Origin of the sequence: Chryseobacterium sp. BIGb0232 (genome assembly GCF_024810195.1) — a bacterium.
Lineage (GTDB): Bacteria > Bacteroidota > Bacteroidia > Flavobacteriales > Weeksellaceae > Chryseobacterium > Chryseobacterium pennae.
Genome location: NZ_JANUEH010000010.1, coordinates 43887 through 57847, shown reverse-complemented (window position 1 = coordinate 57847; position 13961 = coordinate 43887). Strand labels below are relative to the sequence as shown.

General features: G+C 37.3%; 9 protein-coding genes. 1 reads left to right on the top strand and 8 read right to left on the bottom strand.

Annotation, left to right across the window (positions count from 1 at the left end):
- Positions 1-9: 9 nt before the first annotated feature.
- Together M2372_RS19190 and M2372_RS19185 are read right to left on the bottom strand one after the other, a co-directional pair.
- Entirely contained in the window at positions 10-3075 is a 3066-nt protein-coding gene (locus tag M2372_RS19190) for a TAT-variant-translocated molybdopterin oxidoreductase (RefSeq protein WP_123320375.1), read from the bottom strand.
- A 23-nt stretch (positions 3076-3098) separates the two neighbouring features.
- Positions 3099-4457, bottom strand: coding sequence for a c-type cytochrome (locus tag M2372_RS19185; RefSeq protein ID WP_123320376.1), 1359 nt, complete (start codon positions 4455-4457; stop codon positions 3099-3101).
- A gap of 182 nt (positions 4458-4639) precedes the next feature.
- Here M2372_RS19185 and M2372_RS19180 point away from each other — a divergent pair, with 182 nt between their 5' ends.
- Entirely contained in the window at positions 4640-5197 is a 558-nt protein-coding gene (locus tag M2372_RS19180) for an SPOR domain-containing protein (RefSeq protein ID WP_115968327.1), read from the top strand.
- A gap of 46 nt (positions 5198-5243) precedes the next feature.
- On the opposite strand, the gene M2372_RS19175 is transcribed toward M2372_RS19180, so the two are convergent.
- From M2372_RS19175 to M2372_RS19150, 6 genes are all read right to left on the bottom strand, one after another.
- Entirely contained in the window at positions 5244-6521 is a 1278-nt protein-coding gene (locus M2372_RS19175) for a DUF6080 domain-containing protein (protein ID WP_228455757.1), read from the bottom strand.
- Between the two features lie 77 nt (positions 6522-6598).
- On the bottom strand, positions 6599-7555 hold the full coding sequence (locus M2372_RS19170; protein WP_123320377.1) for a T9SS-dependent choice-of-anchor J family protein: 957 nt from the start codon (positions 7553-7555) through the stop codon (positions 6599-6601).
- An 82-nt stretch (positions 7556-7637) separates the two neighbouring features.
- Positions 7638-9179 (bottom strand): YdiU family protein, encoded by a 1542-nt coding sequence (locus tag M2372_RS19165; protein WP_123320378.1) that lies wholly within the window; start codon positions 9177-9179, stop codon positions 7638-7640.
- 75 nt (positions 9180-9254) lie between these two features.
- Complete coding sequence (locus M2372_RS19160) at positions 9255-11630, bottom strand: transglycosylase domain-containing protein (RefSeq protein ID WP_115968321.1); 2376 nt, start codon at positions 11628-11630, stop codon at positions 9255-9257.
- Positions 11631-11636: 6 nt separating this feature from the next.
- On the bottom strand, positions 11637-12101 hold the full coding sequence (locus tag M2372_RS19155; RefSeq protein ID WP_115968319.1) for a gliding motility lipoprotein GldH: 465 nt from the start codon (positions 12099-12101) through the stop codon (positions 11637-11639).
- Positions 12094-13506 carry a regulatory iron-sulfur-containing complex subunit RicT gene (locus M2372_RS19150; protein ID WP_123320379.1) on the bottom strand — a complete coding sequence of 471 codons (1413 nt, stop codon included), beginning with the start codon at positions 13504-13506 and terminating at the stop codon, positions 12094-12096. Before M2372_RS19150 ends, M2372_RS19155 begins: the two co-directional genes overlap by 8 nt.
- Positions 13507-13961: the final 455 nt, after the last annotated feature.

Here is a 13961-nt window from a genome sequence, read left to right as displayed (position 1 = left end):
ATTTAAACTTTATTTTTCTACTCTGTTTCTTACTTTAGTATGATAGAACACATTTGGTTTTGTTCCGATCTCCTCTAGTAAATAATATCTTCTGTTGCTAGAATATAATTCTCTAACTTCAGACTCTTTATCATTCATGTCTCCGAAAGTCATTGATCCCGTAGAACAAGCAGCAGCACAAGCACAAGAGTTTTTGAACTCAGCATCTGTTACTTTTCTATTCTCTCTCTTCGCTGCTAAAATAGTAGCTTGAGTTTCTTGGATACACAATGAACACTTCTCCATTACCCCTCTAGTTCTAACAACTACATCTGGGTTAAGTACCATTCTTCCTAAATCGTTGTTCATGTTGTAATCGAACTTATCGTTTAGGTTATACGTAAACCAGTTGAAACGTCTTACTTTGTACGGACAGTTGTTTGCACAATATCTAGTACCGATACATCTGTTGTAAGCCATATGGTTTTGACCTTGCTTACCGTGTGAAGTAGCCGCTACCGGACATACAGTTTCACATGGAGCGTGGTTACAGTGCTGACACATTACTGGTTGGAAGATTACATCTGGATTATCAGCCGGGTGGTTCAATGCCCCTCCGTCTCCGAATGCAGTACCATATAATTCAGGTACAGCCATTCCTTCTTTTAATCCTTCATATACCTCTACTTTCTGTCTTGAAGAATAGTAACGGTCAATTCTTAACCAATACATATCTCTAGACATTCTTACTTCTTCTTTACCTACTACAGGAACGTTGTTCTCAGCCTGACAAGCAATTACACAAGCTCCACAACCTGTACAAGAGTTCAAGTCGATAGATAAGTTAAAGTGAGGACCATCAGTATCATCAAATGCATCCCAAAGGTCAATTTTTCTTGCTGGAAGAGCTCCACTGATCGTGTGGTATTCCAAAGGCTTGTTCCATCCTTTGTGCTGGTCATCGAATGGTACGTTGATGAATTCAGCTAAAGGAACTTCCTTAGCGATTTCGTAACGACCCATTAGTGTATTTTGAAGCTGGATACCTGCAAATTCGTGATCTTCTCCTGTTTTTTCAATTTTAACACCTGAAAGAGCAAGGTTAGAACCATCAAATAGAGGATAAGCATTTACCCCAGTATCTGCAGTTGCTCCTGAATTCTTTTTACCATAACCAAGGGCAAGACCTACAGATCCTTCTGCCTGACCTGGCTGAATAAATACAGGAACATCTTTTATTGTTACTCCGTTTACAGTAAGGTTTACAATAGAACCATCCAACTGCATTCTCGCGTTAAGATCGTTGTCAATTGCAAATTTCTCTGCATCTTTAGGAGAAATTGTCAAGTAGTTATCCCAAGACATTCTTGTCAATGGATCCGGCAATTCTTGTAACCAAGGGTTGTTTGCCTGAGTACCATCTCCCATAGAAGTCTTAGTATATAATACCAATTCTAATTCAGAAGCTTTGAAGTTTCCTAGTTCAGCAACAGCCTGAGCAGCGTTTCCACCTGTGTAAGCTAATGTTGTTGCGTTATTAGAAGTACTGATACCATTATACAATGCTTTGTTGAAAGAAGTACCACCTAAGATAGAAGCTGAGCTAGCTTTTAAATAATCGTAGTAATTGTTTGCTGCATTGTTTTTACCATTCTTCCAAACCAATAGAGATTCTTCAATCTGTCTTGATTTGTAGATTTTCTGGATCGTAGGCTGCATCAATGAATATACTCCGGTCTGTGGTTCGATATCTCCCCAAGACTCTAACCAGTTTGCTACTGGAATTACAGCTTTCGCTGCTTTGTACATTTCATTTTTCTTATCTGCTACAGCAACTACATAAGAAACTTTAGATAAAGATTTTTTGAAATCTTCTCCTTTTGGATGAGAGTAGATAGGGTCTACGTTGTTCGTAATTAATACTCCAACCTGACCTGCATTTACCCATCCTAAGAATTCCTGGTATCTTGCTTTATCAAATTCTTTTAGGAAGTTTGCTTTACCTGTGAAAGCTACTGAACCTAATTTTTGGTTGATTAAGTGTGCTAAAACCTGTGCTCCTTTAGAACCGTCAGCTAAAACAACAGCTTTGCTGCCTTTTGCTTTCAATTCGTTAGCGATCTCAGTAGCAGTCTTATCAGAAGTACCACCACCTACAATTGCATTATAAACCTCAACTAAAGTTTTGTTTACAGCACTTGGCTTTAATCTATATCTTGAGTCAGCGTTAGCACCAGTTAATGACATGTTAGATTCCACTTGGATGTGTCTCAACATGGTTGCACTTGGTTTTCTAGCTGCTGCGTAAGATGTTTCTAAGCTTGAAGCGTTATAATCTCCTAAGAAATCAGCCTGGAAAGAAACTACCAATTCAGAACCTTTAAGGTCGTAAACAGGTAATGCTCTCTGTCCGAATACTTCCTGAGCTGCATCTAATGCTGCAGAGTAAGGGAAAGCATCATACGTTACTAATTCTGCTGTAGGATATTTCGCTTTGAACTCACCAAATAACTTTTTGAAAGTAGGCGAAGCAAAAGAGTGTGATAAAAGCACAATCTTTTTACCTGATGCTTTAGCTTCTTCCAAACCTTTAAGAACGAAGCTGTCTACTTTATCGAAAGTTTCATCTTTACCGTCTAGTTTAGGCTGCTTTACTTTATCATTATCATAAAGAGAAAGTACACTTGCCTGAGCTCTTGCGTTAGTTTTACCTAAATCACCAGCTGCTGGGTTTGGATCAATTTTGATGGGTCTACCTTCACGGGTTTTTACTAAAACACTAGCGAAATCGAAACCGTCAAAATATGTTGATGCATAATAATTAGGAACCCCTGGAATAATATCGTGTGGTTTTACCACGTAAGGGATCGTTTTGATTACCGGAGCTTCGCAGGCAGCTAAAGTTACTGCTGCTGTAGAGAATCCTAATAATTTAAGGAAATCTCTTCTTGAAGTACTTGATCCGTTTTGTTCAGCATCTCCAAGGAAATCTTCTACCGGAATTTCTTCCTGAAACTCTTTAAGAGCCAGCTTTCCATTTAAAGCTGGGTCTTTAAGTTCATGAATACTTCTGAATTGTATTTTGTTTGAAGCCATTTATACTTCTAATTTTTTAGTTATTAATAATGACATTTACCACACTCAAGACCTCCAATTGCATCTACAGTGATCTTACCTCCATCTTGTGGATATTGTTTTTTCAACTTGTCGTGTAGATTTTTGAAGTACTCTTTATTATAACCGTTGTTCATATCAACCTCAGTCGTTCTGTGACATTCAATACACCATCCCATTGTAAAGTCGTTAGCCATTTGAACAACATTCATTGTATCAATTTTACCGTGACAAGCCTTACATACAACGTCAATTTTGTTGTTAGGATTCTTTTTGTTGAAAGAATTGATGATCGCTTGCTCACCTGCTACTACGTGCTGAGAGTGGTTGAAGTAAACGAAATCTGGCATGTTGTGGATTCTGGTCCATTCAACCGGTTGTGTTTTTCCTGTGTACTGTTGTTTAGCAGGATCCCAACCTGTTGCTGCGTAGATCTTCTGGATTTCTCCATCATAGAATGCCTTATCTTTTCCTGGCTCCATGTAGTGATCTGCGTTGTATTCAGAAATTGTTCTGTGACAGTTCATACAGACGTTCATAGAAGGAATTTCAGATACTTTTCCGTATTTAGCACTAGAGTGACATAATTGACAGTCAATTTTTTGTTCTCCAGCGTGGATTTTGTGGGAGAAGTAGATTGGTTGTTCAGGCTTGTATCCTTTGTAAACCCCGATCCACATTAACCAGTTCCAAACTCCGTAAGCAGCAAGAATAGCAAGTACAGCTATTATACCTTTTCCTACATAGTGGAACTTCTCGTACATTTCCTTGAACGAACGAACTCTCGTTTCGTTAAGCCCTGTTAATTCTTCAGACTGGCCTAGTTTTACTAATTGTCTTAGTTTAAGCAAGATCCAAACTAATAGACCTGCAATGGCTAATAGGGAAATGATTACAATGTTTGTTGTGCTTTTGTCTGCAGGAGCTGCCGCATCAGCGCCAGCTGCAGGAGTTGTTTCCGCTTTTTTCTCTTCCGGAGCCGGAGGATTAGTAGTGAATGCTAAGATGTCATCAATGTCCTTCTCCGTAAGGTTAGGAAACTGTAACATTTCAGTCTTATTATACTTTTCGAAAATTTCATTGGCGTATTTATCCCCTGAAGCTCTTAAAGCTTTGTTGTCTTTAATCCACTTGTGAAGCCAATCTCTGTCTACACCACCTTCTGTCTTTACTCGTTCTACAACCCCCTTTAATGGTGGTCCTATTACTTGTTTGTCCAGCGCGTGACATGCAGTACAATTCGCTTTGAAAAGTTTCTCTCCGTTTTTAGGATCGCCGTCTTGCCCGTAAAATGAAGCACTGGTTGATAGCAATAAGCCTATTGCGATCAACGTTTTTTTATAATGCTTTCTCCAACTAATCATTTAAATTATCTTATGTTAGTAAATTATTGAAACATATCAATTCCGCAAAAATAATATTTTTAACAGAAATTTAACGGCATATAGAAAGGGGAAAATATCATTTACGTTTAATTTGTATTGATTCTAAATAACTCGTTTGGTATAGTTTTTTAATTTGTATAAATTTGCGGAAACAAGTTTAAATGAGAAATTTGATCAAAATATTTTCGATATTATCATTGTTTGGTTTTTATAGTATTGAAGCCCAGCAAGTTGTTAAAAAAGATACGCTTTCGGGAACGGAGCTTGTTATCTCCATGGATTCCAAAATAAATGCTGCTTTGGAAGGAGTAGAAGATAAATGTTCAAAGGTTGTTACCAATAATCCTACTAAAGATTATAGTAATAATGACTCTGGTATTTCTTCAGGCATCAGTACAAAACCTCCTAAAATCTATGTGCCGAATAGGGAATTGACTAATGCAGAGATTTGTAGAAAAAATCCTAGAATTTTAGGATATAAAATTCAGATCACAACGGTGAAGAGCAATGAAGAAGCTAATGAAGTGAAGTCTTATTTCAGAAAAAGATTTCCTAATCTGAAAGTGGAAACAGATGCTTCTTTAAGACCGAACTATAAAATCTTAGCTGGAAGTTACTTTACTAAGCAAAGTGCGGCTGGGGATCTGTCTAGAATTAGAGAATATTTTAAATCTGCAGTGGCTGTTCAGTATAGAATTTTCTGTGCTGAAGCAAAATAATACTGAAGATTTTAAAACATATAAGCCGGGAATTTTCCCGGTTTTTTTATTGATAATAAGTTTCTAAAAACCAAAAGAATTCTGATATTCTGAACAGATTGTTTGCAAGTAAATAGACAAAAAGGAAACAGATTATTAGCGTTAAAAAAGCCATCATTTTTGCAGAGGATCTGTAGGCGAACAATAGCCAGCCAATAAGTAGTGGATATACAAATACAAAGTGACCACCGTAAATATATGAAGTGTGAAGCCCGAATCTCATGATGCAGTGAATGATGATGTCAAAGAGAAATGAAATCATAATAACCTGCACCCATTTGTTTTTAAAATTCTTCAGATAACTCCAACTTGTCAATATCAATAATAAGCTGATGAAAATGTAAGGGAATATTGACGAATAAAGATCCATATAAAGACCTTTAAAGTCAAAACCTTTCATATTGTGTTTGTCTGAAATAATGAAACTCGGAAAAAGAATATTTCCTCCGAAAAAGAAAGACAGGATCATATCCCAGGTCGGCATGGATTCTACATTGGAAAACTTTTCATATTGCTGATTGGTCTTTGAAAAAATGTTCTGGTATTTAAAATCAATTCTGTTCAGGTAAAGCAATGTGTAGATTGTAACGGCAGCCATACCTCGTAAAATGGCTCCTCCTAATTTTTTCCAGTTTTTAAAAAGTCCTTTTTCGAAGAAAACCGGGATGAAAACTTTTACCATGTTGGTAATGGTAAGTCCTCCAATGGTAATGCCTGCCAATGAAAGTGCTGTGGCTGGTATTTTTTCTTCCTTTCTGAGTTTTATAGCTGCATAATAATTGTACAGAGAAAGAAAGAATAGGGTGTAGGTGAAATTTTCCGGAGTAAAGGAAAGAATGATGTTGGTAGAAAATATTCCGAAGAATAATATAATCAAAAGACTATAAGGCAACGGAAGCCTGATGATATTCTTAAGGTATTTGAAAATCTGAACCACATTTAAAGTGATGATGATATTGCTGAGCCAGGCTAGGGTGAGTCTAAAGGTCATATCCATTTTACCTCCTGAAATGAATAAACAGAATTCTTTGATCCAGTTGAAAAAATAATAGGATAGAGGGTGTCTTTCAAAGCTGCCTCCAGTCATCAGAATAGATTTGTTGTCAAAGCTGAAATAGGCATCCCAAGGAATTCTGCTATCGAAGATAATTCTGTAATGAATGGCAATATAAGAACCCAGAATTCCGTAACAGATGATAAAGAACAGGAAAACTGTAAGTTCAGTGTAGGAGGAAGGGAAGACCAGCCTCAAAAAGTTAATAAATTTTGTCTTGATAAATGACACGTGCCGTATTTTTTGCAAAAGTAAAATAAAAAACCACCGGAATGGGTGGTTTTGGGAAGATTGTATACACGTTGTGATTATTGTTTGATAATTTTTTCTGTTGTAGAAGTTCCGTCAGCAAATTCTACGTTCATCAGATAGATTCCTTTTGGAAGAGATGAAATATCTGTATTTCCGGATTCTGTTCTGTTGAGGGTTTTTCCTGACATGTCAATTACTGAAGTTGATTTTATTTTTTTATCTGTTTTAATATTGATTTCTCCTTTAGTAGGATTAGGGTAAATGGCTGTGTTTGTTTTTGCTTTTGAAGCCTCACTTGTTCCAAGAGTTCCTGAAGTTGTGATTTTAACATCATCCAGCATAAACATGTATTGATTTTCAGACATATAGTTGAATCCAACTCTGATGGTTTGCCCTGCGTAAGCATCAAGGTTCAGAGTGACCATTTGCCATGACAAATAAGGGGCGCTTAAAGGAGTTGCACCTGAAATTGTTGTAAAATTACTTCCTGAGGTTGGGCTTCCGCTTCCTGTATAAATTCCCACTTTGTATTGTTCAGTATAATCGGGAGAAAGAGCTTTCACCCAAAATGTTAAAGTATTGGAGCTTGTTCCCAGTGTCACTGCCGGGGTAATAAGCCAGTCATTATTGGCAATGGTTCCTAGCTGTGCAGATGCAGCCCATGAGGTGGCGTATTTTTGTCCAGTATGTGGAGTGAAATCTCTTATTTCTTCATCTGTAGCCGTAACTGTCGTGTTGTTTGTGGCATTTGTATTGGCTGGATTAAATATTTGAAATGCCTTTGGTGAAGATGAATTGGGCCAGTTGGGTGTCCAGTTGGGATCAGTTACACCTCCAACAACCGGGCCTCCACCATAAAAAGTGCCCGCCATATCAAGGTCAAGTGTAAGCCAGCTTCCAATTCCTGTAATGGCAAAGTCCGTATAACTTTCAAAGCTCTCATTGAGCAGTACTGTTTGGGAATATGCTGCTGTTCCCAACATTAAACTTAAAGATAGGATAATTTTTTTCATATTAAAGATTTTTCTAAAATTAGTGAAAATATTTAATATGATGTAAATAATTCAATATCTACGACATTTTGTAGTATATTCATTAAGAACTACACGAAAGTGTAGAACATCCTGCGGTGTCGTCATATTCAGGTGGCCTTTTGGCGGAAAACTCAGGGAACAATTCTTCATAGGGAGTTTCCAGGGCCTGAGTTAGCTTATTCAGCATTTCAGTTTTACCATGGTTGATTTCCTCAATGCACTCATAGAGCAGATAATTTCTGAGAATGAATTTTGGATTTGATTTTACCATCATTTGTAAAGATTCTTCTCTGGAAATGGTATTTGAATTCAATCTGGACTTGTAACTTTCAATAAAGTTCTTAAGTTTCCCAAGCTTTTCTTTATTTAAAACAGAGTAGGAGATATCACTAAAAGCTGCCTTTAGATCTGTTTCGCCGGATAATTTTTCCAATTGATTAAAAAATAAAGTGTGATCCAGTTCCAGTTCCTGCATTAATCCCTGCCAGTTGGTAAAGAACTCTTCATCATCTTTTCTTAGTTCATCAAACCCGAATTTTCTGCAAAGCATTTTGTCATGAGCCTCCCAGAAATAATTGCCATATCTGTTTAAAGTATCTTCTAAAAACTTTTCATCCTTAATCAGCGGATGAAGAGCATTGGCCAATTGCCAGAGGTTCCATTGAGAGATCTGTCCCTGTTTTCCGAAGGCATACCTTCTGCCAGGAAGATCAGTGGTGTTGGGGGTGAAATTTAGATCATATTCATCCATCATTGAATAAGGGCCATAATCGATGGTAAGTCCTAAAATAGACATGTTATCTGTATTCATCACTCCATGTACAAATCCAACCCTGAACCATTCCACCATAAGATCTGCTGTACGGGTGCAAATGCTTTCAAAAAAGGCTTTGTATTTCTGGATGCCTGATGCTGTGATTTCCGGATAATAATTTTCAATGGTAAAATCCAATAGGTTTTCTAAGTTTTTGTATTCCTGCTGGGCAGACATCAGTTCAAAATGTCCAAAGCGAAGAAAACTTTCGGCAGTTCTGATTACGACTGCTCCTTTTTCCAACTGTGGATTTCCACTATACATAATGTCCCGAACGACATCTTCTCCGGTGAATGCAAGGCTTAATGCTCTGGTTGTAGGAACTCCCAAGTGAAACATCGCTTCACTCATCAGGTATTCCCTTACAGAAGATCTCAGAACGGCTCTTCCATCTGCATGTCGGGAGTAAGGGGTTGCTCCGGCTCCTTTCCACTGGATTTCTGTTCTTTTTCCGGAGTCATTAGTGATTTCTCCTGCAAGAATTGCTCTTCCATCTCCTAGCTGACCTGCCCAGTTTCCAAACTGATGTCCTGCATAAGCTGTCGCATAGGTCTGAATATTGTCAGGCAGATTGTTTCCTACCAGGAAATCCAGATCTTTTTCATCGAAATTACCCAATCCTATTTCTTCGGATAAAGTTTTATTAAAAGCTATTAACTGAGGTTTGTCAAATCCTGCAGGGGCAATCGTTGAAAATAAAACTTTAGGCGTATTTCTCTGCATAGGATTGTTTGAAAAATCTCCTGGAAATTTTTTGATAAAAGGCTGGCTTATGCGTTCGATATTCATCCTTCAAAGGTATTAATTATAAAAGAAAAGACCTTTCAAATTATTGAAAGGTCTTATGTATTTCTAAAAGAGAATTTATTTATTGAAATCTACCTCATCATTAGAGTGAAGGTTTTCATTGATATTTTCTTCTTTCTTTTCTGTAGATTTTTTGGGTGTTGGATCTGCCGGTCTTGGATTTTTGATCTCATCAATGGTCTGAAGACTTCCGTCATCTCCATATCCGCCACCTAATCCTTTAAGGTTTGAACAGCCGTCTTTCCAGTCGGAAGGTTTGATAAACTTATCATCCGGAGTAATTCCCAATGTCTTGTCTGCCCATACTTTCTTCATGAATATTGCCCATATAGGCAATGCCATTTTTGCTCCCTGCCCTTCACCCGTTCCGAAGAAGTGGGTTGCTCTGTCTTCCCATCCTACCCAGGCTCCTGTCGCAAGTTTAGGAGTGATTCCCATGAACCAACCATCGGAGTTGTTCTGTGTAGTACCTGTTTTAGCAGCAATTTCAACCGCTTTTGAGATTCCTCTTCTTCCAAGCTCTCCTGATGCAGTACCGTATTGTGCAACACCTTTCATCAATTCAATCATGGTGTAGGCATACATAGGGTTCATTACTTCTTTAGGCTCTACATTTACCTCCTTAATAACTCTACCGTTGGCGTCTTCAATTCTCCAGATCATTTCCGGTTTATTGTGGTTACCGTAGTTTGCGAAAGTACTGTATGCACCTAGCATTTCATAGATAGTAATATCTGATGAACCTAGGGCAATGGTATTGTTTCTAGGAATATCTTCTGTTACTCCAAGATCTCTTGCGGTCTGGATAACAGCGTCTACTCCCGTCATTTCTATAAGTCTTGCTGCAATCGGGTTCTGAGAATGTGCCAAGCCATCTTTTAAAGTAAGCATTCCTCCTCTTCCCGGTACATGCCAGCCGTTATGGTCATAAGTTCCGTTAGAAACAGCAGAACAAGGAGTCATTCCCAGTTTCATAATTGCAGTTGCATATACGAAAGGTTTGAATGTAGATCCTACCTGTCTCTTACCTTGTTTGATGTGGTCATATTGGAAATGCTGCCAATCGATACCTCCTACCCAGGCTTTGATCTCGCCGGTTCCTGGAACCATAGACATTAAACCTGCCTGTGCAATTTGTTTGTGGTATCTGATAGAGTCCCAAGGTGACATTTCAACCTCTTCTTCTCCAGCCCATGTGAACCTTGAAGTTTTGATCGGTTTTTTGAATTCCATCATAATGGAATCATCTGGCATGCCATCAGCTTTTAACAGCTTATATCGGCCAGTTCTTTTCATAGCCTGAAGCATTACACTACTGATTTGTTTATCAGTAAGATAGTAGAAAGGTCTGTTCTTTCTCCCTCTCTGTTCTGCGTCGAATCTTTTCTGAAGATCCGTTAAATGCTCTTTGATAGATTCCTCAGCATACTTTTGCATTTTAGAATCAAGAGTAACGTAAATTTTTAATCCGTCTTTATAAAGATTAAGCTTTTTACCGGTTTCTTTTTCATGAGACTCAAGATATTTATCAATCTCTTTTCTCAGATAGAACTTGTAGTAAGCAGAATATCCGTCAGTAATACTTTTGATAGGGTGGAAATCTACTTCTATCGGTGTATTGGCTGCTTTTTCATAAGTGGCAGCATCAATATATCCTGTTTTCTGCATTTGGTCCAAAACAACATTCCTTCTTTCCTTTGCTTTTTCAGGATATCTGTAAGGATTGTTTTTTCTTGGGTTCTCAAGCATCGCTACAAAAGTTGCTGCTTCCGGTAGGGTAAGCTCAGAGGTCTTTTTGTTAAAATAAACTCTGGATGCCATTTCAACACCATTCGCATTGAAAAGGAAATCGAACTTGTTGAAATATAGGGTAATGATTTCTTCTTTAGTATATCTTTTTTCAAGACTTACAGCAACCACCCATTCTTTCAGCTTCTGGAATGCTCTTTCAAATTTATTCTGAGATGCTGTTCCTGTAAAAAGAAGTTTTGCCAGCTGCTGGGTAATGGTAGAACCACCACCACGTCCACCTCCGTAGGCAACTGCTCTGGCGATAGAATAAAGGTCGATTCCTGAATGTTCTTTAAAACGCTCATCTTCTTTTGCCTGAAGAGCATAGATAAGGAAAGGAGGAAGATCCTTATATACGATAGGCTGAGTTTTTTCTTTCTCAAACTTACCTAGCGTTACCCCATCTGAAGAAATAATCTCAGAAGCTACAAATATGTCCGGGTTTTCCAGTTCTTTTACATCTGGCATTTCTCCAAGGAACCCTTGGGAAACTGCAAAGAAAAGTCCTGAAATCCCTAAAACTACCGCAATGAGTGCAATCCAAATAAAGGAGACCCATTTTTTCCAAGAGGTGTTCTTTTTTTTAGGAGGCAGAGGGAATGTTTTCCCCTTATTTCCTGCATTTTTGTTGTTTACTTCCATTTATGGTTACGGTTTAGCCGTTTCTATTTTTATCCCAATATCTTCAATTCCTGGTAAGATATCATTTCTCATAGCTTGAGTAAGCCCGATTTGATATTTTCCTTTTCCTGGGAATTTATAATTTAATTTATACTGAAACAATGTTTCCTTTGTATCACCAAAGCCTGTACCAAGCCACTCTCCGTTTGGTTTTGCCAGAACATAATTAAGGGTGTCTGTCTCTTTTTTCTTGTTCTGAAGATTGGTGAAATTCACAATGAACCTTATATTACTGTAAGGATAATTGTTGTTGTTTCTTACAACAAATATAATGTTTTTAGGATTCTGCGGATCTGAAATTTCAAGATTAAATTTTTGCTCACTTTTCTTATTCCACTTATTATCAACGGAATTCATAATAACATCTTCTCCTGAAGAAGAGTTACAGCTTAAGAAAAGAATAAAGGTCAATAATCCTAAAATTTTACGCATTTTTATCTTTTTTTGGAGGATATTTCTTTTTAAATTTTTTCTTGTTCGGATTGCTTTGTTGCGCATTCTCTGCATCAGGGTTTGCATCAGCTTTTACTTTTTCCACGGGTGCTTTTGGCTGCTGTTGTGGTTTGGGTTGCCTAGGCTGGTTTGCTGAATTAGCATTAGGGTTTTCCGGCTTTTCCGATCGGTTAGGTCTTTCCTGTCTTTCAGGTCTGTTTTTCTTTGGACCTTCTCCCTGAGGTTGCCTTTGTCCTTGTCCCGGGTTATTATTGTTCTGCTTAGTCTGACTGTTTCTGTTTCTGTTGTTTCTGTTTTTCTTCTCGAAGCGGTCTACATTATTTTCCTGGATAAGATCAATGCTTTGGGATGGTGTTTCCGGTTGTTTCAGGTCTTCCAGAGGAAGTATTCTTTCTCCTCTTTTGTTCTTTGCAATCAGTTTTTTAACAAGATCAATATCGAAGTCGTACCATGCGATAGAGCTGTCTACATAAGCAAACCACATTTTCTTTTTGAAAACGTCAATTTTGATACAGAATGCTTTTCCTTTTTCTGTGTCCAGTGTAGTAGAAGAAGATGGGAAGTTGCTTAATGCGTCTAAATAACTGTCAAGCTCATAGTTAAGGCAGCATTTAAGCTTACCACATTGTCCTGCCAGTTTTTGAGGGTTAATACTTAATTGCTGGTATCTTGCCACATTTGTGTTTACAGATCTGAAATCTGTTAACCATGTAGAGCAGCAAAGTTCGCGTCCACAAGATCCGATTCCACCTACTTTTGCAGCTTCCTGTCTGAACCCGATCTGCTTCATGTCGATCTTCGTTCTGAAAGCACCGGCGTAATCTTTGATTAACTGTCTGAAATCCACACGGGTCTCAGCAGTGTAATAAAATGTGATTTTTGAAGAGTCACCCTGATATTCAACATCAGTTACCTTCATTTCAAGACCTATTCTTTGAGCAATTTTTCTTGCTTCAAGCTTTACGGCTTCTTCTTTTTTTCTTGCTTCCTGCCATACCTCAAGATCTTTTTGGTTGGCCTGTCTGTATATTTTAAGTGCTGATTCTTCAGAAAACTTTTTCTTTTTCATCTGAATCTTTACTAATTCTCCCGTAAGGCTTACTACGCCTACATCGTGTCCCGGACTAGATTCTACTGTAATTACGCTACCTATATGTAAAGGAATATTATTTACATTCTTATAAAACGATTTTCTGTCATTTTTAAACCTAACTTCTACAAAATCACACCTGTTTGGTGCCGGATTGTTGATGTTAGAAAGCCAGTCAAAAACACTTAATTTATAACTATTCCCGCAGGTATTTACATTTTCACAACCACTTGCAGTTTTTTTAGGACCACAAGAATGTGCAGAATCGCCGGATGTTTTGCATCCACAACTCATATTACTATTATTTATAATCTTGCAAATTTATGTATTTTTATCTTTATGCAATTCTAAAATACTCAAATAACCTGAATTCGTGGTAAAACATTTTTGTATTTTAGTAAAGTCGGGAAGTTAAAGAAATAAAGAAGTCTGGTTGAGAGGGTTTTCAATAGGTCTTTTTTTTGCTTTTAAAATTTGTAACGGGTACAAAAAAATCTACTTTCAAAATTTTAACATTTTTTGAGATTTCACTCTATTATGATCTTTTTCAAGGTGATGATTTTCTTTTGTTAAACAATTGTTTAATGTTAAACAGTTTTAATAGCGTTATGTAGTCTGATTTGTAATTGTTTGTTAACTATTGTTTTGTGCTTTATTATGTCTAGAATGTTATTTTAAACATAGTTTTCTTTTTATATATTGTTTAAAATGTTAGCAAATATTAACAGACGTATTCAAAATAATTTTAT